Genomic DNA, 25,439 nt, shown 5'->3' with positions numbered 1-25,439 from the left:
GCAGATCGGAACAAAGACCGGTTTGGATCGTTTTATTTTCTGACCAAGTTTCACTTTCTGACCAAATAGCATTGGCCCGCTGCCGGTATGACACCGTCTGCGTGCTCGTTCATGCCGTTAATGGGGGTACATTCTATGAAAATCGCGATGCTTGCACGCAATCCCAATCTTTACTCCCACAAACGGCTGGTCGAGGCGGCCGAAGCGCGCGGGCATGAGATCGACATTATCAGTACGCTGCGCGTGTCGATGAACATTACGTCGCTTCGACCCGAAATCTATTATGGTGGTGCGAAGCTGACCGGTTATGACGCCGTGATCCCGCGTATTGGTGTGTCGATCACGCAGTTCGGTTTGGCGGTGTTGCGCCAGTTTGAAATGATGGGTGTTTATCCGCTCAATGAATCCGTGGCGATTGGCCGGTCGCGCGACAAGTTGCGGTCGCTTCAGATCCTTGCACGACGTGGCATTGGTCTGCCGGTAACGGCCTTTGCCCATGATCCGAAAAAGACTGACGAAGTGCTTTCCATCGTTGGTGGTGCGCCGGTCGTTATCAAGTTGCTTGAAGGGACGCAGGGTATCGGCGTGGTCCTGGGCGAGACCGAAAAGTCTGCCAAATCCGTGATCGAGGCGTTCCGTGGGGCCAATGTCGCCATCATGGTCCAGGAATTCATCAAGGAAGCCGGAAATAGCGATATCCGCTGTTTTGTGATTGGCGGCAAGGTGGTTGCCAGCATGGAACGCAAAGGGGCAGAGGGCGATTTCCGGTCGAACATTCACCGTGGTGGATCATCGCGGTCAATCCGCATTACGCCGCAAGAACGCGCAACTGCCGTTGAAGCAGCCAAGGCGATGGGGCTTAATGTCTGTGGGGTGGATATCTTGCGTTCCAATCACGGGCCGGTGGTGATGGAAGTCAATTCGTCGCCGGGGCTGGAAGGCATTGAAAATGCCACGGGCAAGGATATTGCCGGCATGGTGATTGATTTCATGGAAAAAGACTTCAAGCCCGGTAAGGTGCGCACCAAGGGCAAGGGATAAGAGCATGAGCGAAACCGGATTGACCAAGGCCAAAGGCAAAACACCAAGAACGCCGAAGAATCCCGATTTTGAGATCGGGGGGCAAAAGGTTGCTCCGGGCACGCGCCAGATCGTTGATATTCCGATTTCACTGCTGTCAAACCACACGCCGGTGAACCTGACGGTCAATGTTGTTCATGGCAAACGTCCCGGGCCGGTGATCTTTGTCAGCGGGGCGGTGCATGGCGATGAAATCGTTGGTGTGGAAGTCATCCGCCGGGTTTTGAAATCACCTGCCTTGCGCGGGATGCGTGGCACATTGCTTGCCGTGCCGGTCGTCAATGCCTTTGGGTTTTTAAACCATACACGCTATTTGCCCGACCGTCGTGATTTGAACCGGTGTTTTCCGGGGCATTCGCGCGGATCGCTTGCGGCACAATTGGCGCATTTGTTCTTAAGTGAAATTGTTGAACGTTCTGACTTCGGGATTGATCTTCACAGTGCGGCAGTTAACCGTGTTAACTTGCCGCAAATCCGGGTTAATGAAGATGACCCTGAAATCATGAGCTATGCCGAGGCATTTGGCACCCCCATCATTCTCACCAGTCCGCTGCGTGAAGGGTCGCTTCGCGAAGCGGCGCGTGAAGTCGGTGTGCCGATCCTGCTGTATGAGGCGGGCGAGGGGCTTCGGTTTGATGAAATGTCGATCCGGGCAGGGGTGTCGGGTGTTTTGCGGGTGATGCGCAAACTTGGCATGCTGTCGCAACGCACCGTGCGCGAACCGCGTGTGGCATCGTTCAAATCATCAAGCAGCCATTGGTTGCGTGCGCCAGCAGGCGGCATTTTGCGGACCTTTAAACTGGCGGGGGATTTTGTCCATGCCGGGGATGTGGTTGCAGCCGTCGCCGATCCGTTTGGCCAAACCGATGAAGAGGTTCTGGCACGCGAAGACGGGTTGATCATCGGGCGGACCAACCTGCCGATTGTCAATCAGGGGGATGCGCTGTTTCATGTTGCCTCGATCAAACGCCCATCCGAGGTTCAGGAACGCATGGATGCCATCGAAACCCATCTGCAATCCGACCCTTTGCTTGATGAAGATGAGATCATTTAGGCGTCAATCCCGCGAAGACCAGCTTTGCATTCAAGCCACTGGCGAATTGTGCTCTGCAATGCTATAGCAATCTTCATGGAACCAATTACAACTACAGAAGAACTGCGCGCACTTTGCGAAAAACTGCGCACGTTCGAATATGTCACTGTCGATACCGAATTCATGCGGGATTCGACCTACTGGCCGCAACTTTGTCTGGTGCAGCTGGCAAGCCCGGAATTTTCGGATGCCGGTGCGGCGGTTGATCCGCTGGCTGAGGGGATTGACCTGACGCCGCTGTTTGATCTGATGCAGGACGAAAGCGTGATCAAGGTGTTTCACGCGGCCCGTCAGGATATCGAAATTTTTGTCCATCTGTCGGGCAAGGTGCCCCATCCGGTATTTGATACCCAGGTGGCGGCTATGGTGCTGGGCTATGGCGATCAGGTCGGCTATGAAACGCTGGTCAACAAAGTGGCGCGCAAAAACATCGATAAATCGATGCGCTTTACTGATTGGTCGCGTCGGCCGCTTTCGACCAAGCAACTCAGCTACGCGCTGTCTGATGTGACCCATCTGCGGGTGATTTTCGAAGATTTCCACGAACGTCTTGAAGCCAATGGCCGTGCCGTTTGGCTGCGCGAGGAAATGGACCGCCTGACCGATCCGTCGATCTATTCGATTGATCCGGCTGATGCGTGGAAGCGTCTTAAAACCCGTTCCAATAGCCCGAAATTCCTGGCGGTTGCCCGTGCGCTTGGCGAATGGCGCGAAACTGAAGCGCAGCGCAAGAACCTGCCGCGCAACCGGATTTTGCGTGATGACACCTTGCTTGATATCGCCGCCCGTCAGCCAATGACGGACAAGGATCTCGATAAAACCCGTGGTGTGGGGCGCAACTTTGGCACGTCCAAACCCGGTTTGGCGATCATTGACGCCATCAAGGCGGCCCTTGATAGTCCGCAGGACCAATGGCCGAAACCCAAACAGCGCATCGAACTGCCTGCCGGGATCGGCCCGACGGTTGAGCTGCTTAAAGTGCTTTTGAAGCTGTGTGCCGAGGAAAAGGGCGTTGCCCAGCGGTTGGTTGCCTCAAGCGATGATCTGCAAAACATCGCAGCTGATGACAATGCAGATGTTCCGGCCATGCGTGGCTGGCGACGCGAGCTTTTCGGGCAGTATGCACTGCGTCTTAAACACGGGCAGCTTGGGCTTAAGCTCAAAGACGGCGAAGTGGTGTTTGTCGATCTTGAAAGCTAGGGGCGTGCCCAAGGTGTGGCCCAAGTGTGTGCCAGGTTGTCGACCAACAAAAAGCGGGGCCCGATGGCCCCGTTTTGTTGTTTCTAGGTGATTTTTCCTCTGCCGGGATCAGTCACGCAGGGCAGCATCAAGAAGGCCGGTTGCGATTGTTTTGGCAATACGCGCCGATTCGGGCATGCCCCGCACCTGGGCGGTAACAATCGCACCTTCTTTGAGCAGGGCCAGTTCCTCGGCTAGTTGTTTGGGGTTGGATGCGCCTGCTTTTTCACACAGATCGGTAATATGCTCAAGGACACAGCGTTTGTGTTCAGCCGCGATCTGATGGGCGGGATGATCAAGTTTTGCAAACTCGCTTGAGGCATTGATGAAGGCGCAGCCCGAAAAGCCCATGCCCTTGAAGGCGCGGCCATGAAACCATTCTTCGAGTGCATCATACATCGCAAGAATCTGTTCGCGCGGATTGGTGGATGCCTTTTGCATTTCCGATGTCAGCCAGTCGCGGAATTGTTCATCGCGATGGGTGAGAGCGGCGAGAATAAGGTCATCCTTTGACTTGAAGTGCTTGTACATCGTCATTTTGGCAACGCCGGATTCTGCGAGAATCTTGTCAATTCCGGTGGCGTTGAAGCCTTGGGTATAGAAAAGACGCAGGGCCGTATCGACGAGAACGTCGCGTTTCGATTTCAATTTTTTCACTCCAGTGGTCGGATTCGGTACCTCAATAGTCAGACCGGTCTGTATCTTTGTGGCGAGAAATCCGCAGAATTGCAAGATTTTCCGAAGACAGAATGACCATTTCAAAAATATATTTGACATATAGACAGACCTGTCTGTATATATGTTTTCAACACTGATCAACCCGAACTCGTTAAGGAGAGTTTCAATGACCCGCATTTCTCTGCCTGCTTCGATTGACGCTGCACCCGAAACCGCCCAGCCGCTTCTTGAGGGTGTGAACAAGATGCTTGGTTCGGTTCCGAACCTGTTTCGTCTGACGGCAAACAGCCCGGCAGCCCTTGAAGGCTATCTTGGTTTGAATGGTGCGCTTGCCAAAGGCGCACTGGATCCACAGACCCGCGAACGCATTGCCCTTGCGGTGGCTCAGCTCAATGGTTGTGACTATTGCCTTTCGGCGCATACCTATCTTGGCAAAAACATTGCCAAACTCGACGATGCCGAAATTGCGGCAAACCGCAATGGGACGTCGACCGATCAGAAGGCGGATGCGGCTGTGCGCTTTGCCGTGGCTTTGGTGAAAAACCGTGGCCAGGTCAGTGAAGGTGACGTGAGTGCCGCCAAACTTGCCGGTTACAGCGAGGCTGAACTGGTCGAGATCGTGGCCCATGTTGCACTCAATACCCTGACCAATTACCTCAATGAAGCCTTTGATACGCCGATTGATTTCCCGGTGGTGAATGCCTCTGCTGCCTAAGGGCAGGGGAAACTTCCGGTACTTCCCCGGTCGGCGATCCCCCCTCCGCATGTTGCTCCCTGTCGACCGGGGCCCCCTTATTGCCCACAGATCAAAGGATCAGATTGATGTCACGGCCACCGCTTCCGCCTTTTACCGTTGAAACCGCCAAGCAGAAGGTCCGTCTGGCCGAGGATGGCTGGAACAGCCGTGATCCGCAGAAGGTATCGCTGGCCTATACGCCAGACAGCCGCTGGCGTAACCGGTCCGAGATATTTGAGGGGCGTGGAAACATCGTTGCCTTCCTGACCCGCAAATGGGGCAAGGAAATTGAATATCGTTTGATCAAGGAGCTTTGGGCGTTTCATGAAAACCGTATCGCGGTGCGCTTTGCCTATGAGTATCAGGATGATAGCGGCAACTGGTTCCGTGCCTATGGCAATGAGAACTGGGAATTTGATGAAGATGGCCTGATGCGTCACCGCGTCGCATCCATCAATGACAAGCCGATTACCGAGCAAGAGCGCCTGTTCCATTGGCCGCTTGGCCGCCGCCCGGATGATCATCCGGGGCTGTCAGACTTGGGATTGTAATCCCGATTTAGATCACCCCGCCATGTTCCGGCTCCGGCAACGGACAGGAAAGTTCGGCGGAAACAAGCTCTACTAAGGGTCAGGACCTATTAATTTGATTGGAATGGCAGAGTTTATGTTTGTGAAATCCAAGGAAAATACCGCTAAGAGGGGTGGTATCCCGCTTAAGGGATTTGACGCAGGAGTTTGCAAACATAAACCCTGTCCTTCGGATCACTCAGATTTGCACGGCCTACTTTGTCGCAAAGCGTTGAAAGATAAATATCTTCCTGCGGCTTTGCTTCGCGTATCCGCACAAATCTGAGCGACCATTCAAACCAAATTAATAGGTCCTGACCCTAGACAGGCAGGGCGTTGCGTCCCCGGTGCTGCCTTGCCTGCTCCCCCGCAAAGGACCCTGAACATGATTATCAAATATATCGCCTTTTCGATTACATCGACCGCTGTGCTTTTTGTCTCCTCCCTGCTGACGTTTGCTCCGTAACGTCGGTTCTTAGATGCCTCCCTGAAAACTTGCCGGGCCCCGAAAGGGGCCCGGTTTTTGTTTTTGGGGCTTTGGCTTAGCTTGCCAGTGCGGATTTGATGAAAGCCTCAACCGATTGAGGCTTGCGGCCCACGACTGTTTCAAAATCATCACTGATAGTTTCGTAGTCGCCTTTTTTCGCGCCGACATAAAGCCCCGAAAGGGCCTCAACCAGATGGTCCGGCAGGCCGAGGCTGCCGAGAATGCCGGTATGGATATCGGCCGGGAGATCGACAAATTTGACCGGTTTGCCGGTGGCATCCGCTATGTAGCCCGCGATTTCTGTGTGGGTGACGCCCTTTGTGCCGGTCAGGTCATAGGTCTTGTTGCCATGATCGTCCGGGTTGGCAAGGACGACGGCGGCGGCCTCTGCCAGATCATTGCGCGGGATATAGGTGATTTTGGCATCCCCGGCCGGTGCGCCGTAATCGCCGGTTTCAAGGGCGTGTGGAACGCCCGCCAGCAGAATATCGGCATAGAAGCTGTTGCGCAGCAGGGTGTGTTTGAGCCCGCTTTGTTTGATGTAGTTTTCCGTATCAAGGTGAATGGCGGAATAGGTGAAATCAGCATCGGCCCTTGGATCAATGATGCTGGTATAAACGACATGTTTCACGCCTGCGGCCTTGGCGGCATCAACCGCAGTGCGATGTTGTTTGATGCGGGTGGCGTTGTTATCTTCGGCCGAAATGATCAGTGCGGTTTCAACATCCTTGAACGCAGCCGTCATCAGGGCAAGGTCATTGAAATCGCCGTGACGCACGTCAATGCCCTTGGCGGCAAGATCATCTGCCTTTGATGGGGTGCGGACGCTTACTGCGATGTCGTTTGCCGGTAGTTGGTCCAGCAGATGTTTGACGACAAGGCGTCCGAGCTGGCCGGTTGCACCGGTAATCAATGTTTTCATGGTGTCTTCTCCAATTGAATGGCAAGTCATTGGTTGCCTATGGCAGAAGTCTGATCTGAATTACACATATGATCAATTCGATGGGTATGATAATATATATGCATGAATGTTGATGAATTGGGTTTGGATTATCGTTTGTTGCGGCTGTTCCTGACCATCTATGACGAAGGGTCGGTGACGGCTGCCGCCAATCGTCTTGGTGTTGGGCAGCCGACCGTCAGTCATGGGTTGGACCGGTTGCGCCAGATTATTGGTGACCCGCTGTTTGTTCGATCTGGCCGATCGGTTTCACCGACAGCCCATGCTGATGAAATTGCTCCGGACATCCGAAACTTGTTGCAAGGCATGCGCAACCTGACCCGCGTTGTGTCATTTGATCCGGATGATGCCGGGCACAGCGCACAATTTGTTTTGGGGACAAATGATTATGAGGTGGCCGTGATCCTGCCTGCCTTGATGAGCCGATTGCAGGCCTGTGCGGCTGATATTCGCTTAAAGGTTCTGCCTGTCACGGGGGAGGATCAAATGGTTCGGCGTTTGCGTGATGGCACAATTGACCATGCAATCACAATTCAGGCATTTGGCAAACATGGCGATATAGCGGGCCAGGGTCTTTTCCGCGAACGGATGCGTTGCTTTTACGATCCGGCATTTCACGACAGCCCGCCAGATACGCTTGATCGTTATTGTCAGGCAAGTCACGCGCGGGTGATGATCGGTGCGAACGACAGTTCGGAGATTGATGATATTCTGCGTGCGATGGGACGTACCCGGCGCACTGTTCTGCAGGTGCCAACCTTTGCCAGTGTTGCCAATCTGATCCGTGGCACCGATATCATCGCCACCCTGCCATCACGCCTGTCAGATTGCATGATGCAGGGTTTTGGTCAGTGCGACCTGCCCCTGGAATTTCCGAAATATGGTTTTGCCCAATATTGGCACGTGCGCAATGCCGCCAATGCGGCGCACAAATGGCTGCGCCAGGAGGTTTTTCGAGTGTCACGCGCGATGGGGTAGCGGCTGCTCCGGCGTTTGGTTTTAGTTCGTATGGTTCTTCCACCAGGCGATACAGTCTTCAAGCGCTGTTTTCAGCGTGTACGCTTGTTCGAAACGAACTATTTGCGTGATACGCGTTGTATCTGCGACCAGATAGGGTGGATCATCGGGGCGGTCAGGCATGCTGCCCGGTTCGATGGTGCCGCGTCCGATGAGATCGCGCAGGGTGTTGGCAACATCAAGCAGGCTATGTCCGTTGCCTGTGGCGATGTTGATAATGCCGGTGAAGGTATGATCGATCAGCTTGACAAAGGCAGCACCGGCATCTGCCGTATGCATGAAATCGCGGATCTGTTTGCCTGAGCTCATCTTGGCCGTATTCCCCGCCAGAAGCGCGCGCGTGATGGCCGGAACGAAGCGGGCAGGGGCCTCCTTTGGTCCGCAGAGCAGGAACAGACGACCCCACGCGATGGAGGCACCTTGGGTATTCAAATCAAGGCAGTGCTTGGCAAGCTTGAGTTTTTCCTGCCCATAAAGGGTGTGCGGGTTACACGCCGCGTCTTCGGCCAGTTTCTGGCCCGGCGCAATTCCCTGCCAGTCATATTCGGCACAGCTTCCGGCAAGAACAGCGCGTTTGCCACCCTGATCATGGAAACGGGCAAGCAGATCGATGCTGGCATCGCGCCAATCGGGATTATCCGGCGCGTTCCAAAAATGCCCGTGTTTGGTCTGCCATGCGAGATGGAGCAGGCCTTCGGGGCGTTCAGACGTGATCAATTTTTTGCGAAACGCACCATCCAGAAGGTCGCCTGAGATGTGATGATCCGACGCCGTTGTGTCGTGCAGGGCCGACCGACCGCAGGTGATGACTTCATGCCCGGCCAATTTCAGTTTGGCGCAGGCATAGGGGCCAATCAGGCCGTTGCCACCGGTGACGAGAACCTTCATTTTGTGGGCTCGTAATCAAGATAGTTGGCGTCTCGGTCATTGATGATTGCCGGCTTTTGGGGCCACTTAATGCCAAAAGCCGGATCGTTCCAGCGCACGCCCGATGCAAGGTCAGGTACAAAGGGCGCCCCCATCAGATAGAGGACCTCGGTATCGGGTTTAAGCGTCAGGAAGCCATGTGCGCAGCCTGCGGGAATGATCAGGGAATTACGGTTGGTGGCGGATAATTCAACGCCGACCCATTGGCAATAGGTTGGTGAGTCCGTGCGCAGATCAATCACAACATCGAAGATTGATCCTGAAATACAACGGACAATCTTTGGGTCACCGACCGGGGCGGCCTGATAATGCATGCCGCGCAGGGTGCCTGCATGATGATTGAACGACAGATTGGCCTGGTCGATTGCAAAGTCATGACCGTTATCGGTGAGTTCCTTTTTACAGAAGGAGCGTGCGAAAAAGCCACGGTCGTCGCTGTGCTTTTCAAGCGTGATCAGGTCGACACCTGCGATATCTGTCGGGGTGAACTTCATCCGATCACTTCGACCTTGGGGATGGCTACCATGAATTGTCCACCCCAACCGCTGACATGCGACATGCTTTTCATGATTTCGTTCGACAGGTTCCATGGCAGGATCAGGACATAGTCCGGTTTGGCGACCTTGAGGTGATCGGGCGCATGGACCGGGATGTGGCTACCGGGTAAAAGCGTGTTTTGTTTGTGCGGGTTGGCATCAACGACAAAATCAATCAGATCAGTGTCGATGTCGCAGTAGTTCAAAAGCGTGTTGCCCTTGGCGGCAGCACCATACCCGGCCACGGTTTTGCCTTCTGCCTTGGCTGCTTTCAGGAAAGCCAAAAGGTCTTCGCGGATTGTGCGACACTTGGCATCAAAGCCATCGTAGGCGGCAAGGGTATCGATGCCTGCATCTGCTTCCTTGGCACGAAGGGCCTTGAGCCGGTCTGTTTCGGGGCGCGTGCCAATGGTTTTCTGTGCCCAAACGCGCAGGCTGCCGCCATGGGTCGGCACTTCTTCGACGTCAAAGACCTTAAGGCCATTTTGCTCGAAGCATTTCTCGACCGCATAAAGCGAGAGATAGGAGAAATGTTCGTGATAAATGGTGTCAAACTGGGTCTTTTTCAGAAGGTTCAGAAGGTGCGGAAATTCAAAGGTCGATACCCCGTCATCGGCCAGAACCGTGGCAAAGCCCGATACGAAGTCATTGATATCCGGCACATGGGCAAGAACGTTATTGGCTGCTGTCAGGTTTGCGTGGCCATGTTCGGCAACGACCTTTTGTGCGGTTTCCTTGCCAAAGAAGGCGACCAAGCTTTTGACGCCCTTTTTCTCGGCTTCCTTAGCGATATTGGCAGCAGGCTCGACACCCAGAACCGGAATTGACTTGGCAACAAAATGCTGCAGCAGATAGCCATCGTTGGATGCCACTTCGACCACAAAGGAATTCTTGCCGAGGTCAAGCCGCTCAGTTGCGGTTTCGCAATATTTGCGGGCATGTTCGACCCAGCTTGAGGAATAGCTTGAGAAATAGGCATAGTCGCTAAAGATTTCCGAAGGCGGGACAACGTCATCAACCTGCACCAGAAAGCAGTTGCCACAGACACGCGCGTGCAACGGATAGCGCGGATCAGTTTGTTCTGAACGGTCCAGCGGCACATAGGAATTGGCAAGCGCACTTAAGCCCAGATCAACAAGCGTGTGGTTCAGGTCGGTTCCGCAGGCGCGGCAGGTTGGCGTTGTCATTTCGTATCCATCATCAAGTCTGTCGAGGGGATTACAGCCCCTGAATTTCGCGCACTCTCAGCCATCGTCAGGTTTGGGTTACCAAATCTTCCAAGGCGCCTTGCCCTCAGACCACAGGTTTTCGAGCATGTGCTTTTCGCGGAGCGTATCCATCGGCTGCCAGAAACCATCATGACGCCATGCTGACAGTTCGTCCTGATCAGCCAGGTTGCGCAGCGGCTCGGCCTCCCAGACGGTTTTGTCTTCGGAAATTTCACTCAGCACTGATTTCTCGCAAACAAAGAAGCCTGCATTGATCCGCGCACCATCGCCAAGAGGCTTTTCCTGAAAGGTCGAGACCCGGTCGCCTTCAAGCACAGTGGCACCAAAGCGGCCGGGCGGGGAGACAACGGTCATGGTGGCCTTGCGGCCCTGTTTTTTGTGGAAATCAATGCCGGCGGTGATGTCAATATCACCCAGACCATCGCCATAGGTCAGGCAAAATGGTTCGTCATCATCAAGATAATCACCAACGCGCTTGATGCGGCCGCCAGTCATGCTGTTCAGCCCTGTGTCGACGAGTGTTACCTTCCACGGTTCGGCATTGGCATTATGGTATTCAAGCTGATTGGTCGCCATATCGATTGTGACATCGGCATGGTGCAGGAAGTAGTTGGCGAAATATTCCTTGATCACATAACCCTTGTAACCAAGGCAGATCACAAACTCATTGACCCCGTGGGCGGCATAAATCTTCATCAGGTGCCAAAGGATTGGCTTGCCGCCGATTTCAACCATCGGCTTTGGCCGAACAGATGTTTCTTCACTCAGTCGGCTGCCGTATCCGCCAGCAAGAATTACTGCCTTCATTTGAAACGATATCCACTTATTCTGGTTTGGCGGCCAAAAGCCGTCAGCGATTCACTGCGCGTGGCAGTCTGGATGCTCTGACCCCTATTGTGGCTGCGATTGAGCCGAAGCATCGTGCCAAATCGCGCCAGCCTTTCTTGCGCTGCAGGGTTGCACCGTACAGCAACGCCTTCATTGCGAAACGTAGCGCGTGTTTTACACCAAGACAGGTGGCAGCAAGGCGGCCTTTGTATTTTCGTTCAAAGTATATGCGCGACCAGGCAAGGTGCCAGAACTTTTCCCAGTAATAAGCCCGGTTTGGCCGTACAGAGCCACCATTGAGGTGTGTAACGACTGAGTCGGCAACAAGGATCATGCCATGTCCTGCACGGAGCATACGTGCACACATGTCATCGTCATCAAAATAAAGAAAGATTTCCCGGTCATAGAAGCCGACCTGTCGCATGACATCCATGCGTACCAGATTAACCGCACCGGACAGGAACTCGACACAAAGCGGTCCTTCGGGAACGCATTCATAGGCCAGCGTGCCATAGTCACCGCGTTTCCAAAGCTCGACATCGTGACTGGGTTCGATATCGCCATTACCATCTTTGTGAATTGGGCCAAACATGGCTGCGTCGGGATACTGATCTGCTGCCGCGATCAGGGCATCTATCGCCTCGCCGGTCATCAGAGAATCCGGGTTGGCCAGCAGGGCAAATTCGGTTTCAACAAGTTCAAGCCCCTGACTTGCCGCAGAACCATAGCCGAGCCCAACCTTGTTGCGGATGATTTTCGCATCCGGGCGCAGCTTGCCAACGATATCAAGCGTATCGTCCTCAGAGGCATTGTCGATAATGATCAGTGGCAGGTCGGCGGGAAGCGATTTCAACAGCCCGCCAATGACGAGCCCCCCATTATGGGTAATCGTGATAACTGTTGTTCTCGCCGTCATTTATGTTTCCTGCAGAATATCCATGTCCCTTGTGGGGCTGAACATACTCAATCCGAAGATAATGTCCAACGACAGATTCCGCGCAAATTGAAAATAATCACGTACATTCCCGAGCCTTAAAAAGCCTTTAGGTTTTCGCGAGATTGCAATGATGTTTGCTGTTGAAAGCATTTTCACGAGGATTTAGAAAATGTGGCTAGGGACACCTTTGTTTGTTCGCTTTGCCAATGCTGCCAATTGTGCTGTAGAACGAACTTCTTTACGCGCATATCAACAGAAAGACTTTTCATGAAAGTATTATTGACCGGTTATCAGGGCTATGTCGGAAGTGTCATGTCCGCGTACCTGAAGTCTCGCGGCCATTCTGTCATTGGCCTGGATACGGGCTACTTCAACGGTCTTGATCTGTGGACGCCGCCATCCGTCGATGAAGTCAGAACAGTCGATATGCGAAATGTTGAGGCAAAGGATGTCGATGGCGCTGAAGCCATTATTCATCTGGCAGCGCTCAGCAATGATCCATTGGGCGATTTCGCGCCGGAATTGACGGACGATATCAATTTCAAGGCGACAATGAAACTGGCAGGGATTGCCAAGAAGAACGGTGTTAAACGCTTTGTGTTTGCGTCGTCCTGTTCGCTTTATGGTGCGGCAGATGTTTCCAAACCGGTCGATGAAACGTCACCGACGCTTCCGCTGACTCCGTATGCGAAAAGCAAAATTGATTGCGAAAATGCATTGCTGGCGATGAAAGACGAGAATTTCGAGCCGGTGTTTATGCGTAATGCGACTTGCTACGGCGACTCTCCGCGCATTCGTATTGACGTGGTGCTCAATAACCTGACAGCGCGTGCAATTGTTTCAGGTGAAGTGAAGCTGCTTTCCGACGGCTCTGCATGGCGCCCGCTTTTGCATGTTGAGGATATGAGTGCCAGCTTTGAAGCCGTCATGACGGCACCTGCAGACCTTGTAAGCGGTGAGGCGTTTAATGTTGGGACCAACGAGCAAAACTATCAGGTCATCGATATTGCAAAGACCGTGCAGAAAGTCGTTCCCGGTTGCGATCTAACCTATTCCGATGACGCGCAAGCCGATGCGCGAAGCTATCGCGTGGCGTTCGACAAGTTGCACAGCGTGTTGCCTGACATTGGCTTTAAATGGAATGCTGAAAAGGGTGCTGCTCAGGTTGCTGAACGCTTGAAAACAGAGAAAGCAAAGGCAGAGGATCTGTTTGGCCGAAAACACATCCGTCTTGAGCAACTGAAGTATTTGGTCGATTCCCAAAACGTAAATTCAGAGCTTTTCTGGAACAGCTGAGGTCTGCATACGGACTTTCGCGAAAACATTTTGGCGTATTGAGGTTGGCGGTGTCAGGGCGCAAAAGGTTGCCCTGTCCGAATGCCGCCAACCCAACGTGTGCCGAGGAAGTTATCTAGGAAATTGCGTTTTCCCAGCAATGTGTCTTTGCCGGTTTCGGTCAGGGTGATGGTGCGTTCTGCCCAAATCTGATCCGCATTTGCCGGGGACAAGGTGAAAAGTGCATTCTTGCATTCGGTCATCAGTTTGACCTCGGCCCAGAACATCAGATCGCCAAGATAGGGCAAGGGTTCATAGCTTCGCATCAAATGCCCGAACACCTTGCCAAGCGGAAGTGGCCCGTGGTCAGCGATAATTTGCAGGGTTTGTTTTTGTGTCAGTCCAAGGCCTGTGTCGGGGGCGGGGAATTCTGCCAGATGGCGTTTAAGGGCGGCTGGCATATGGGGCAGGGGTGCCGTTTGCCTATTTGCAAGGGACGTTAGCAACGCAGGGTCAGTGGCGCGGATGGCTTGCCACGCGTCCTTACCGAACGCGATCATGTCATCGCTGAGTGTCATGCGATGGTTTTCCCAAACCCAGATCAGCCCATCGGGGGCCAGTTGACCCAGGCCGGTGAAGCGTTCAATTCCCGGTGCATGGTCAAGTGATATCACCTCAATCCGCGTATCCGGGCGGCTGGTCGCGATGTAATCCATCAGAAAAGCCAGAATGAGCTGGTCGTAACTATCATGTTCGAACCACAGCACCACATGCTCATAATTGCCAAGGGTCGCAAGCGCACCATATTCCCGCTGACAGCGTGCAAGAACATCGTCCAGTGACAGTTCATATGCCCCGGCAATAAATGTGGCCCGGGTCTTTATGAATTGCCCCAACGGTTGGTCAGGGACAGGGCCCTGACAGAACGGATCGGAAAATTCAAGGAAATTACCGACAAATCCGGCCTCTTTCAGGCCGTCGCGGATATCTGATCCACAGCGCAGATGCAGGGTGGCTGTGGTGTCGATCCGGTTCATTCTACGTCCGTGCTCGTGGACGCCTTGAGCGCGGTCAGCAGTGAGAGCATGTTGTCCGGAACGTCGCTTTGGGAGAGTTTGGCGTTGGTGGGATCGTCATCGGTGTTGGCAAACAGGGGAGCGATATCGCAAAGCCTGGCACCCTTTAGCGCGATCAGAAGGTCAATGAGTGATTTCTCATCATCACCAGCCGCAGAGCGAAGCTTTTCAAGCTCGGAATCACTGTCGGGCAGGACCGCTATTTCCTGACAAAGCATTTGAAAGGACATGTTTGCCAGTACAGCCAGGACGTCGCGATGGGCGTGGTCGGATGGCTGATTTGTGTCGGTCATGACATGGCGCTCCTAATTAAAAAAGGAGCGTAATCGTGCCGGTTTTGGTGCGATGCGTCAACAAAATGCACGTTTTGATTGTGGTGTTTTCGCAGCTCTACTCGGCAAGTCTGACCATACTTTCACGGTTCATCAGCTTGGCAAGCTTTGACAGGCGCTGTTCGACAACTTCACCATACAGGGTGGAGGCCTGCTTTTCGAGTTGCAGGATCAGCTTGCCGTCTTCAAGCAATAACCGGGTTTGCGGCAAAATCCCCTCGACCCCACCAGAAAGGGTATGGCCCAGTCGAATAACATGGCCAAACAGGCGCCCGTTCAGACGGTCGTCATCATCAAGGATACGGTCGCTGGCGGCATCTCCCTTGAAGTTGCCGGCATAGCGCGACCCAATCGTATATGCGAGGAACACGCGATCATGATGGTTCAGGTCAATATAGGGGTGGCGCAGAATGCGGTTATAGCTTTGTTCGGCGCGGTAATCGGGATGCTCGTTCCAGCCGATGTCGCCGATGATGCAGGCTGCCAGTCGCAAGCGTTCAATATTTTCGGGTAACTTGGCAAAAACCGGGGCACACCAATGGGCCACTTCTTCGCCGTGCTGATGGAAACGTTCGCCATCTTCGGCGAAGCTAAAGCAGGCCTCAAGAACCGGATCGCGTTGCCGAAGGTCTTCAGGCAGGACTTCATACATCCAGCCTTCGCGCAAACCATGCCCGGAAAAGACAACTTCGTTTGGTTGCATGCGCGCCATCAACATGTTCATGACAAGAGAGGCATGGGGAAGGCTATCGATGCGGCGCTTGGATACTCCGCCGATTTTTTCCAGTGATACCCGGCTTTGCTGCGAGATGATGTGGGTAAGCTCAGCCATTTCCGACCGGGGCATGGCAAGGTTGTGGACGACCGAAATCGGATAGTCTTCTTGGGCGATGAACAGTTTGGCGATGGACCGCCAGGATCCGCCCACAGCAAACAGTTGCTTGCCTTTTGCTTCTTGCAGCCAGTCAATCGTATCAAGGTGCTGATTGATTTCAGCCGTCAGGCGTGCCCGGTCAGAGCCAAACACCGTATGCAGACGCATGGCACCAAGTGGCAGGCTGACGCGTTTTTTGATTTCACCCTGATCAAGCAGCACCAGTTCAAGCGACCCGCCACCAATGTCGCCCATGATGCCCGATGCCAATGGATCACCGGAAATGATGCCAAGGGCTGAAAGACGGGCTTCTTCAAGGCCGTCAATGACCTTGATGGTCAGCCCGGTTTCGGCGGTCACGCGATCGCAGAATTCCTTGCCGTCGGTTGCCGCCCTTACAGCGGCGGTGGCAAGCACATCAACATGGGTGACTTTCATCGCCTGCAACAGGGTTGCAAAACGGTGCATGGCAACAACGGCAAGCTCGACCCCTTCGGGGTTGAGCTTGCCAGTGCCATCAGGGTCACGACCAAGGCCACACATGACCTTTTCGTTGAAGATCGGAACCGGTGCCCGTGTCATGCCATCAAAAATGACAAGCCGTACCGAGTTGGAGCCAACATCAATGATTGCGATGCGGTTGGAAGCCCGTTGGTCAGTCAGCATAGTATTGTTGGCACCTGTTGGTCGTCTTTGTGCGGTCTGGTCACGTCAGAGTCTGAAATCTAGTCATCAAGCTGCAGAACAGGAACATTGGGATCTGCTTCATCCAGTGCGCTGCCGCGGCCTGACAAGGACGGGTTGGTCATGAAATACTTATGCGATGAGAAGGGTTTGTCACCGGTTTCGCAGCGTTCATAAGACCCGTCTGGCAGCAGATACCATGCTTGGGCAGTATCTTTCAGATTGGCGATCATGATCTGTTCGACAATCTGGCGCTGACAGGTAGGATTTTCAACCGGAATAAGGGTTTCAACGCGCCGGTTCAAATTGCGTGGCATCCAGTCTGCAGACGATATGAATGCCTTGGCCTTGCGTGAGGGCAGCTTGGCACCGCAGGCAAAGACAACAATACGCGAATGTTCAAGGAAACGTCCGACAATCGATTTAACACGAATGTTTTCCGAAAGCCCCGGAACCCCGGGACGTAAACAGCAAATCCCGCGCACGATCAGTTCGACATTTACCCCCGCCTGACTTGCGCGATACAGCGCATCAATCACCACTGGATCGACCAGACTGTTCATCTTGGCCCAGATACCGCTTGGTTTGCCAGCCTTGCAGTTTTCGATTTCCTGATCAATGTGGGTCAGAAGCGTCGGGCGTAAGGTGTGTGGGGCAATTGCAATTTTTTCAAGCGACCGTGGGGTGGCGTATCCGGTCATGAAATTAAAGATGCTGCCCGCGTCACGGCCCAGTGCCGGATCGCACGAGAAGAACGAGATGTCGGTATAGAATTTGGCGGTGATCGGGTGATAGTTGCCGGTCCCGAAATGGGTATAGGTCTTAAGGCCGTGGGTTTCACGGCGGACCACCAGCGACACCTTGGCATGCGTTTTCCAATCCAGGAAGCCATAGACCACCTGACAGCCGGCACGTTCCAGATCAGCCGCCCAGCGCAGGTTGGCTTCTTCGTCAAAGCGGGCCTTGAGTTCTACCATGGCGGTAACGGATTTTCCGGCCTCGGCCGCAGCAATCAGGGCCTTGACGATCGGGCTGTTTTCCGAGGTGCGATAAAGGGTCTGTTTGATGGTGACCACATCGGGGTCGCGCGCGGCTTGCAGCAAGAACTGAACCACCACATCGAAATCTTCGAACGGGTGATGAACCACCAGATCCTTTTTGCTGATGGCGGCAAAGCAATCGCCACCAAAGTCACGGACCCGTTCGGGGTAACGCGCGGCATAGGGTGAGAACAGCAAGTCATGATGCAGTTCGGAATCGATCAGCTGTTTGACATCGACAACGCCCAACAGTCCATCGACCTTGACGACTTCTTCAAGTGCGACATCAAGTTCATCAATGACGAAGTCGAGCAAATCTTCGGGCATCCCGGCATTGACTTTAAGGCGGATGATGCTGCCGCGACGGCGACGTTTCAGGGCCGTTTTGAAAACGCGGACCAGATCCTCGGCTTCTTCTTCGATTTCCACATCCGAGTCCCGAATAACGCGGAAGAAGCCGTGTTCGATCATATCAAAGCCCGGGAACAGCTTGCCAAGATACAGCAAGATCGCCTGTTCGACCGGAAGATAGCGTTCATTTCGGCCGGGCAGGCGCAGGAAACGGCCGATTTTTTGCGGTACCGGGATCAGGCCACGCATGTTGTGACCGTCCGCAGGGTCAAACAACTGCATTACGATCGTAAAGCCGAGGTTTGGGATAAACGGGAACGGGTGGGACGGATCAATTGCAAGCGGGGTCAGGGTCGGGAAGATTTCACGCATGAAATAGCCATCAAGCCATTTGCGATCCGTCTGGGTTAGATCTGACTGGTCGATGACGGAGATGCCCTGTTTTTCCATCTCGGAACTAAGCTGCCGCCAGACGCGCTGCTGATCCTGCATCAACTGGTTGGCATCAAAGGTAATGGCACGCAATTGTTCGGACGGGCTCATGCCGTCCTGACTGACCTTGGTCATACCCGCACGGAGCTGGCCCACGAGGCCGGCGACGCGGACCATATAGAATTCATCAAGGTTGCTGGCCGAGATTGACAGAAAGCGCAGTCTTTCAAGCAGCGGGTGTCCCTTGTTCTGGGCTTCTTCAAGAACGCGATTGTTGAACGCTAGCCAAGATAACTCGCGGTTAATAAAGCGATTTTCCGAATCAATGGTGATCGCGCTTGACTGAACTGCAGCGGCGTGTGTCACGCTATGCCTCCTGCGGATTGAGGGAATGTCCTTGAATTTAAGCGACAGTTCCCGGTTGCAAATGGAGTATAGGATAACTGGTTGGGTGGGTGCAATTTTCTTAAATTTATATGTCAGTTTTTCTGATGGTATCCGGGCGCGCGATATGGCATGCAAGAACACCGTTGGATCCTAGAGAAACGATGACATGAAGACGTTGCTGTTGCTTCGGCATGCAAAATCCAGTTGGGCGGACCCCGGACGCGCCGATCATGACCGTGAACTCAATCGTCGCGGTGAAAAGGCGGCCCCCTTCATGGGGCGCTATTTGCGTCAGCATGAATTGGTTCCCGACCTTATCTGGTGTTCAACGGCGGCCCGTGCGGTTCAGACGCTTGGTCTTTTGGGGCGTGATTTCGCCATCCATGCAGACGTGATTTACAACGAAGACCTTTATATGGCGAATGATCGGGTATTGCTTGAAAACCTGCATCATACCTACGAAGACGCAAGTCAGGTCATGATCGTTGGTCACAATCCGGGGCTGGAGATGTTTGCGCATGCCCTTTATGCCGGTGGCAATGATGCTGCCCGCGACACTATGGTGCGCAAATACCCGACATGTGCCCTGGTGCATTTCGAATTTGATGTGGAACATTGGCGCGATATTGCATTGGGAACCGGACGTCTGATCGATTTTATCAAGGTCAAGGATCTGCAGGCCGAGAAAATCAGCGGAGACTGATTTGATCTTCGACGCGACGGGCACTTGACGAACCGCGCCCGGAAGCGTTTTATACCGCTGAAATTTTGGACGCCGCGCACGCACGGCAGCAAACCCATCACGCATCAACGCCCGGATATGACCGTGGCGCATGGGCTGTGGTGCGTTTTTTGTTTGACAGCGCGGGTCTGGCATGCACCTTTGCGGCCAAATTTGCGGCCCAAAATATAAAGCAACCTGGAATGACAATGCATCCTTTTCGCTCACACAATTGTAATGCGCTGCGCGCGACTGACGCCGACGCGGAAGTTCGCCTGTCTGGCTGGATTCACCGTAAACGTGACCACGGCAACCTTCTGTTCGTTGATCTGCGCGACCATTACGGCATCACTCAGGTCGTGATCGATATTTCGAGCCCGCTGTTCGAAACACTTGATAAAGCACGTGCCGAAAGCGTGATCACGGTCGATGGCAAGGTTGTCAAACGTACGGCTGAAACCATCAACCCTAACTTGCCGACCGGCGAGATCGAAGTTTACGCATCGAACATCGAAGTTCAGTCTTCGGCCGAAGTTCTGCCGATGCCGGTGTTTGGCGATGTCGAATACGGCGAAGAAGTTCGCCTGCGTCACCGTTACCTTGATCTGCGTCGCGAAAGCGTGCATTCGAACATCGTTCTGCGTTCGCAGGTGATTTCGGCGATGCGTCAGAAAATGACCGCGCAGGGCTTCCTTGAAATCCAGACGCCGATCCTGACGGCAAGTTCGCCGGAAGGCGCGCGTGACTTCCTGGTGCCGTCGCGCATGCATCCGGGCAAGTTTTATGCCCTGCCGCAGGCGCCCCAGCAGTTCAAGCAGCTTCTGATGGTGTCGGGTTTCGACAAATACTTCCAGATCGCACCGTGCTTCCGTGATGAAGATGCGCGTGCCGACCGTTCGCCGGGCGAGTTCTATCAGCTTGACTTCGAGATGGCCTTTGCCACCCAGGAAGACGTGTTTGCTGCGATCGAGCCGGTTCTCCATGACATCTTTGTCGAGTTCGGCGGTGGTCGTGATGTGACCCCGTATCCGTTCCCGCGCATTCCGTTCGATGAATCGATGGCGAAGTATGGTTCGGACAAGCCGGACCTGCGCAACCCGCTGATCATTTCCGATGTGACCGAGCCGTTCCGTGGGTCAAGCTTTGGCATCTTTGCATCCAACATCGAAAAGGGTTCGGTTGTTCGGGCGATCCCGGCAACCGGTGCTGCGGGCCGTCCGCGCAGCTTCTTTGACAAGCTCAACAATTGGGCGCGCGACGAAGGTGCGGCTGGTCTTGGGTATATCGTCTTTGCAGAAGGCGGCGAAGCCAAAGGCCCGATCGCCAAGAACCTTGATGCCGATCGCATCGCACAGATCAAGGAAATCACCGGTGTTGCCGATGGCGATGCGGTGTTCTTTGTCTGTGACAAGGCCCTGGCTGCAGCCAAATTCGCCGGTAAGGTCCGTGACAAGGTATGTGACGAACTGGAACTTCGCGAAGAAGGCATGTTCAAGTTCTGCTGGATCGTTGATTTCCCGATGTTCGAGGAAGACGACGACGGCAAGATCGAATTCAGCCACAACCCGTTCTCGATGCCGCAAGGTGGCCTTGATGCGCTGGAAAACATGGACCCGCTTGATATCAAGGCGTGGCAGTATGACATCGTTTGTAACGGTATCGAGCTGTCATCAGGTGCCATTCGTAACCACCGCCCGGACATCATGTATCGTGCGTTCGAAATTGCCGGTTATGGCAAGGAAGTTGTCGAAGAACAGTTTGGCGGCATGCTCAACGCGTTCAAATTCGGCGCGCCGCCGCACGGTGGTTCGGCCCCGGGTGTTGACCGTATCGTCATGCTTCTGGCCGATGAACCCAACATTCGCGAAGTCATTGCCTTCCCGCTGAACCAGCAGGCACAGGATTTGATGATGAATGCACCGTCGGACGTCGAAGACAAGCAGCTCAAGGAACTTCACCTGCGTGTCCAGATGCCGCCGAAAGCGAAAAAAGACTGATATGCTTGCGGTCTTCGGACCCAAACATTGACCGATACAAACGGCCCGGTTTTCCGGGCCGTTTTCTTTTGGCTCAGACGCTTACCTAATATTAACTGCCAGCAGGCCAAAATAAGGCAGACATAATAAATTTGATCCTTCGGGGGATGGCCTGTGAGAAAGATTTTAGTGGTAGCGGCACCTTTGGCGCTTGGTGCATGTGGTGGCCCGATTGAGCTTACCGTCGCCAAACTGGCCGGGGATTTGATCAGCTATGTTTCAACAGGCAAAAGCACCACCGATCACGCGGTGTCCTTCGTGGCGTCGCAGGATTGTGCGCTTCATCGCCCGTTAATGGATCAGGACATCTGCAAGGACGAAGAAGCCGTTCTGGCCGAAGAGGCCGCTGCCCTTGCTGTTTTGAACGAACCTGAAATCAAACAGGAAATCCGCACAGCAGCCCCGGAAATCTATGCCGTGAATGCGCCTGCGGAAGATTGGTCACAGCCCAGCAAGAGTGCCGCGAAATCCAATGTTGTTGTCACAACGGATTTGCCGCCACTGCCTGCAAAACAGGATGCCAAGACCAGGGTTTCAGAAGATGCAGTGCAATCTTCGCGCCCGACAGAGGTAGCCTCTGCGCGTGAACAGATTGCACCAGAAGACGTTTCCTTATCCTTGGGCGATTTGGGCCCGATTGATCCGCAGGTCGAAGCCGATGCCGCCGTTGCAGGCTATGTCAATGACGCGCCGCTTGCAGAAGTAAAAGCCCCCAAGGAAACCGTTACCGCCGCATTGGTCGACACGACAACGATGGGCGATGGTATCGAGCAGGCCACAGCCCCGGCTGAAGCAAAAGCCGATGGCAAAACACCAAGCGGTGATGACCTTGTCGTGCCGCTGCCCGGTGACTATGTGGTATTGGCAAGCTTTGCCGATGAAGCCCGTGCGCAAAAGGCGCTTGGGATTTATCAGGAATATCAGCCGCGTCTTTTAAGTGCCGAGGTCAAGGGCACGCCCTATCTTCGGGTTGCCGTCGGGCCGTTGACGCCAGAGCTTGCACATGATTTGCGCCTTCTTGCTGCCAAAAAGGGGGTAAAGAATCCCTGGATTGTTGGAGTTGGCCCCACCGGAGAGTGACATTGTCTGGATTTGTCTCGGAGATAAAAAATCAACATCAGCGTTCCTTTAAGGGAGCGCTGATCTTTTGTTTGGGGCTTGGCGGTTGTGCTGCGCAGGCGGGCAATGTTGCAAATGTTGAAGATGCAATTGTGCCGCATATGGCCGAGTATCATTTCAAACTCACCCACGCAGAGCAGGGCAGCTCGGTTGTTGATGCGTCCGGTGTGCTTGGTTATCGCTTTGAGAAAATGTGCGATGGCTGGGTAACTGAAATGCAGCAGGTCATGATCTTGCAGGGATCGGAAGGCACGCCTATCAATTCGGCCTATTCCATAACCCAATGGGAAGATTTCGCAGGCGATGAATATCGTTTCCGCATGCGTGATTACCTGGATGGTACCAAGGTCGATGAAGTTGCGGGCAAGGCGGTGCGTGGCAGTGATGCGGTCAAGGTCACCTACGAAATTCCGGTTGAGGTCGAAGAAGAATTGCCGGTTGATGCGATGTTTCCGACCCAGCATTCGCTTGTTTTGCTCAGGCGGGCTCAGGCGGGAGAGAAATTTGGCAATGATCTTGTCTTTGATGGCAGCGGAGATGACCCAACCAACCGGGTCGCGGTTGTGATTTCGGGGCGCAAGGATGCCGACAACACCGCTGATGATCCTGACATGATTGCACAAAGCACCTTCCACCGCATGAATTTGGCGTTCTATCCGATTGGGGCTGCGGAAAACGGCCCGTCAACCGAGATGGCGGTTGATTTCGGCGAGAACGGTGTCGCGCAGGGGATGCGGTTTGATTATGGCGGGTTTGAAGTGCTTGGAACGCTTGATAAAGTGACTAGGTTGCCCATGCCCGAGTGCGGTTAAGGTACAAAAAAAGCCCGCCACGAATGGCGGGCTTTTTTTATGGGGCATGCCCTGATCTTGGCTACGCAGCTGCAGCCTTGTTTGTGGCGTCACAGTAAAGCCCATACAGCGTTTCAATAACACGCAGGGCGTCATCACCATTCAAGGAATAGTAGATGGTCTGTGCTTCACGACGCGTCTGAACGAGTTTGTCACGACGCAGACGTGCAAGATGCTGCGACAGGGCGGACTGGCTTAGTCCCACGATACGTTCGAGTTCACCAACCGACTTTTCGCCTTCATTCAGTTGGCAAAGGATAAGCAGTCTGCTCTGATTGCTCATGGCCTTTAACAGGGTGCTCGCCTGTTCGGCCTTTTGTTCTAAATGGTTAAGTTCCATTTGGCTTCCTTATAAGCCTGACCGCAAGCGGTCATTGTCCCAACGAAAATTCGACAATCAGTCAACCGATATCATCTGACGATGACGTCTGACCAACCGAAAACTGCATCCATGTTGTTTCCCATGTGATTGCAGCCATTGCCAGAGCCAAATATTAGAAGACTGGCTCTAACCTTATTCTCAAGTATATCACTATTCTGTCAAGAGAGTGTTTAATATCTTAAAACCTCATTCTTGGCGTGGATTTACCTGAGGATCAGGTTTCCTGTCGAATCATTTTCCAAATATCAGAACGGTTTCTGATGGTGCTTATGGTTGCCCGCGTTACCTGTTGCGGCCTTGTCAAGAAAGGCCGCGCCTGATGCGAGCCATCTTTCACAGACGCACGCCAGCTTGGTTGTGCGAATGAGTATCCCCTATAGAACACTCTGAAAACGGCAAAACTGTGAAAGCAATCCGGATTGCCTGCCAAGTTTGGTTCAGATGTTTTATCCGTCCCAAAGAACTTGCAACCAACATGCCCGATGTGCTGATTTAGAACAAAGAACGGCACAGTGGATTGCTGTAAAAACAAGCCAACGATGTGAAACAAGCGGGAAACGCCAAGCGTAATCTCGCGATCAGAACCATTGCATGTTGGTACTTCAGGAAGGCGACCCAGAAAAATGGCGACTTTGTTCGTGACCCATCACGACTGCATCGATCATGATACCGGCCCCGGTCATCCGGAATGCCCGGACCGCCTGCGCGTCATTCAGCGCGTTTTCGAGGCCGAGGAATTCATGTTCCTGCATCGCGAAGAAGCACCACTTGCCGATCTCGATTTGATCAAGGCGGTGCATGACCCGGCCTATGTTGACAAGGTGATGGCAAGTATTCCCGATCACGGGATTGAGGCGCTTGACGGTGACACTTATGTCTCGTCCGGGTCGGGCAAGGCTGCCCTGCGGTCTGCGGGCGGGGCGTGTGTTGCCGTTGATGCGGTAATGGACGGGCATGAACGTAATGCCTTTGTCGCGACCAGACCACCGGGCCATCATGCCGAATATGATCGTGCAATGGGATTTTGCCTGTTTAACAACGCAGCGATTGCCGCCCACCATGCGCGCCGGAAATACGGGATCAAGCGCGTCGCGGTGATGGATTTCGATGTCCATCACGGCAATGGGACGCAGGATCTGTTTTATAATGAACCGGATCTTTTTTATTGTTCGACCCACCAATGGCCACTTTATCCGGGCACAGGGGCGGAGACGGAGCGCGGGTGCGCGAACAATATCCTTAATGTCGGTCTTGCCGCGGGCTCCGGGACGGTGGCGTTGCGCGAAGCGTTCAATTCAACGGTTCTGCCGGGAATCGCGGCTTTTGAGCCAGAACTTCTCATTATTTCGGCCGGATTTGATGCCCATAAAAACGACCCCCTGGCGGGCTTGTGCTTTGAAACGGATGATTATGTCTGGATGACGCAGCAATTGATGGCACTTGCCGATCAGCACTGTGGGGGGCGTGTGGTGTCTTTGCTTGAGGGGGGATATGATCTGCCATCCCTTGCCAGCAGTGCCGTGCAGCATGTTCGTGCCCTGATGGGGGATATTGCCCCCTGA

24 protein-coding genes are annotated in these 25,439 nt (G+C 53.8%); 12 read left to right on the top strand and 12 right to left on the bottom strand.

The genetic code is table 11. The features are described from left to right. The first annotated feature begins 135 nt into the window (after positions 1-135). The 3 genes from rimK (at position 136) to rnd (ending at position 3,373) form a co-directional block, all read left to right on the top strand. Positions 136-1,041 (top strand): 30S ribosomal protein S6--L-glutamate ligase, encoded by a 906-nt coding sequence (rimK, locus tag JF44_RS0101105; protein ID WP_033067113.1) that lies wholly within the window; start codon positions 136-138, stop codon positions 1,039-1,041. Between the two features lie 4 nt (positions 1,042-1,045). Further along, a complete protein-coding gene (locus tag JF44_RS0101100) occupies positions 1,046-2,134 on the top strand; it encodes a succinylglutamate desuccinylase/aspartoacylase family protein (protein ID WP_202901461.1) in 1,089 nt (362 codons plus the stop codon). A 75-nt stretch (positions 2,135-2,209) separates the two neighbouring features. After that, complete coding sequence (gene rnd / locus JF44_RS0101095) at positions 2,210-3,373, top strand: ribonuclease D (RefSeq protein WP_033067112.1); 1,164 nt, start codon at positions 2,210-2,212, stop codon at positions 3,371-3,373. 108 nt (positions 3,374-3,481) lie between these two features. Here the strand turns inward: rnd and JF44_RS0101090 are convergent, their stop codons facing one another. Then, positions 3,482-4,060 (bottom strand): TetR/AcrR family transcriptional regulator, encoded by a 579-nt coding sequence (locus JF44_RS0101090; RefSeq protein WP_033067204.1) that lies wholly within the window; start codon positions 4,058-4,060, stop codon positions 3,482-3,484. A gap of 196 nt (positions 4,061-4,256) precedes the next feature. Here JF44_RS0101090 and JF44_RS0101085 point away from each other — a divergent pair, with 196 nt between their 5' ends. Together JF44_RS0101085 and JF44_RS0101080 are read left to right on the top strand one after the other, a co-directional pair. Continuing rightward, positions 4,257-4,805, top strand: a complete 549-nt coding sequence (locus tag JF44_RS0101085) for a carboxymuconolactone decarboxylase family protein (RefSeq protein WP_033067111.1) — start codon at positions 4,257-4,259, stop codon at positions 4,803-4,805. 107 nt (positions 4,806-4,912) lie between these two features. Further along, positions 4,913-5,377, top strand: a complete 465-nt coding sequence (locus JF44_RS0101080; protein WP_033067110.1) for a nuclear transport factor 2 family protein — start codon at positions 4,913-4,915, stop codon at positions 5,375-5,377. A gap of 560 nt (positions 5,378-5,937) precedes the next feature. On the opposite strand, the gene JF44_RS0101075 is transcribed toward JF44_RS0101080, so the two are convergent. Continuing rightward, complete coding sequence (locus JF44_RS0101075; RefSeq protein WP_033067109.1) at positions 5,938-6,804, bottom strand: SDR family oxidoreductase; 867 nt, start codon at positions 6,802-6,804, stop codon at positions 5,938-5,940. Between the two features lie 102 nt (positions 6,805-6,906). Here JF44_RS0101075 and JF44_RS0101070 point away from each other — a divergent pair, with 102 nt between their 5' ends. Continuing rightward, positions 6,907-7,821 (top strand): LysR family transcriptional regulator, encoded by a 915-nt coding sequence (locus JF44_RS0101070; RefSeq protein WP_033067108.1) that lies wholly within the window; start codon positions 6,907-6,909, stop codon positions 7,819-7,821. A gap of 21 nt (positions 7,822-7,842) precedes the next feature. Here the strand turns inward: JF44_RS0101070 and JF44_RS0101065 are convergent, their stop codons facing one another. From JF44_RS0101065 to JF44_RS0101045, 5 genes are all read right to left on the bottom strand, one after another. Continuing rightward, complete coding sequence (locus JF44_RS0101065; protein WP_033067107.1) at positions 7,843-8,748, bottom strand: NAD-dependent epimerase/dehydratase family protein; 906 nt, start codon at positions 8,746-8,748, stop codon at positions 7,843-7,845. After that, positions 8,745-9,281, bottom strand: a complete 537-nt coding sequence (gene rfbC, locus JF44_RS0101060) for a dTDP-4-dehydrorhamnose 3,5-epimerase (RefSeq protein ID WP_033067106.1) — start codon at positions 9,279-9,281, stop codon at positions 8,745-8,747. Before rfbC ends, JF44_RS0101065 begins: the two co-directional genes overlap by 4 nt. Then, positions 9,278-10,510 (bottom strand): class I SAM-dependent methyltransferase, encoded by a 1,233-nt coding sequence (locus JF44_RS0101055; RefSeq protein WP_033067105.1) that lies wholly within the window; start codon positions 10,508-10,510, stop codon positions 9,278-9,280. The genes rfbC and JF44_RS0101055 overlap by 4 nt, the downstream gene beginning before the upstream one ends. Positions 10,511-10,588: 78 nt before the next feature. Continuing rightward, entirely contained in the window at positions 10,589-11,359 is a 771-nt protein-coding gene (gene rfbF / locus JF44_RS0101050) for a glucose-1-phosphate cytidylyltransferase (protein WP_033067104.1), read from the bottom strand. Positions 11,360-11,402: 43 nt separating this feature from the next. After that, complete coding sequence (locus JF44_RS0101045; protein WP_033067103.1) at positions 11,403-12,296, bottom strand: glycosyltransferase family 2 protein; 894 nt, start codon at positions 12,294-12,296, stop codon at positions 11,403-11,405. 288 nt (positions 12,297-12,584) lie between these two features. Here JF44_RS0101045 and JF44_RS0101040 point away from each other — a divergent pair, with 288 nt between their 5' ends. Beyond that, positions 12,585-13,613: an NAD-dependent epimerase/dehydratase family protein gene (locus JF44_RS0101040; protein ID WP_033067102.1), complete on the top strand. Its 1,029-nt coding sequence runs from the start codon at positions 12,585-12,587 to the stop codon at positions 13,611-13,613. A gap of 53 nt (positions 13,614-13,666) precedes the next feature. On the opposite strand, the gene JF44_RS0101035 is transcribed toward JF44_RS0101040, so the two are convergent. The 4 genes from JF44_RS0101035 to JF44_RS0101020 form a co-directional block, all read right to left on the bottom strand. Beyond that, positions 13,667-14,629 (bottom strand): DUF1835 domain-containing protein, encoded by a 963-nt coding sequence (locus JF44_RS0101035; RefSeq protein WP_052065325.1) that lies wholly within the window; start codon positions 14,627-14,629, stop codon positions 13,667-13,669. Next, positions 14,626-14,961 (bottom strand): hypothetical protein, encoded by a 336-nt coding sequence (locus tag JF44_RS20565; RefSeq protein ID WP_033067101.1) that lies wholly within the window; start codon positions 14,959-14,961, stop codon positions 14,626-14,628. The genes JF44_RS0101035 and JF44_RS20565 overlap by 4 nt, the downstream gene beginning before the upstream one ends. A 97-nt stretch (positions 14,962-15,058) precedes the next feature. After that, positions 15,059-16,540 (bottom strand): exopolyphosphatase, encoded by a 1,482-nt coding sequence (gene ppx / locus JF44_RS0101025; protein WP_052065323.1) that lies wholly within the window; start codon positions 16,538-16,540, stop codon positions 15,059-15,061. A gap of 59 nt (positions 16,541-16,599) precedes the next feature. Then, entirely contained in the window at positions 16,600-18,747 is a 2,148-nt protein-coding gene (locus JF44_RS0101020; RefSeq protein WP_033067100.1) for an RNA degradosome polyphosphate kinase, read from the bottom strand. A 187-nt stretch (positions 18,748-18,934) separates the two neighbouring features. Here JF44_RS0101020 and JF44_RS0101015 point away from each other — a divergent pair, with 187 nt between their 5' ends. From JF44_RS0101015 to JF44_RS0101000, 4 genes are all read left to right on the top strand, one after another. Beyond that, positions 18,935-19,471 (top strand): SixA phosphatase family protein, encoded by a 537-nt coding sequence (locus JF44_RS0101015; protein WP_033067099.1) that lies wholly within the window; start codon positions 18,935-18,937, stop codon positions 19,469-19,471. 227 nt (positions 19,472-19,698) lie between these two features. Continuing rightward, positions 19,699-21,486: an aspartate--tRNA ligase gene (gene aspS, locus JF44_RS0101010; protein WP_033067201.1), complete on the top strand. Its 1,788-nt coding sequence runs from the start codon at positions 19,699-19,701 to the stop codon at positions 21,484-21,486. A gap of 153 nt (positions 21,487-21,639) precedes the next feature. Next, positions 21,640-22,605, top strand: a complete 966-nt coding sequence (locus tag JF44_RS0101005; RefSeq protein ID WP_238318343.1) for an SPOR domain-containing protein — start codon at positions 21,640-21,642, stop codon at positions 22,603-22,605. Beyond that, positions 22,602-23,456, top strand: coding sequence for an EipB family protein (locus JF44_RS0101000; RefSeq protein WP_238318342.1), 855 nt, complete (start codon positions 22,602-22,604; stop codon positions 23,454-23,456). The genes JF44_RS0101005 and JF44_RS0101000 overlap by 4 nt, the downstream gene beginning before the upstream one ends. A 61-nt stretch (positions 23,457-23,517) precedes the next feature. Here JF44_RS0101000 and JF44_RS0100995 read toward each other — a convergent pair whose 3' ends face one another. Next, positions 23,518-23,835: an ArsR/SmtB family transcription factor gene (locus JF44_RS0100995; protein WP_033067097.1), complete on the bottom strand. Its 318-nt coding sequence runs from the start codon at positions 23,833-23,835 to the stop codon at positions 23,518-23,520. 665 nt (positions 23,836-24,500) lie between these two features. On the opposite strand from JF44_RS0100995, the gene JF44_RS0100990 reads away from it, so the two are divergent. Beyond that, positions 24,501-25,439, top strand: coding sequence for a histone deacetylase family protein (locus JF44_RS0100990; RefSeq protein WP_033067096.1), 939 nt, complete (start codon positions 24,501-24,503; stop codon positions 25,437-25,439).

Origin of the sequence: Thalassospira australica, from assembly GCF_000763295.1 — a bacterium.
Lineage (GTDB): Bacteria > Pseudomonadota > Alphaproteobacteria > Rhodospirillales > Thalassospiraceae > Thalassospira > Thalassospira australica.
The sequence above is the reverse complement of the archived record's forward strand: the minus strand, read 5'-3'. Positions and strand labels throughout refer to the sequence as shown.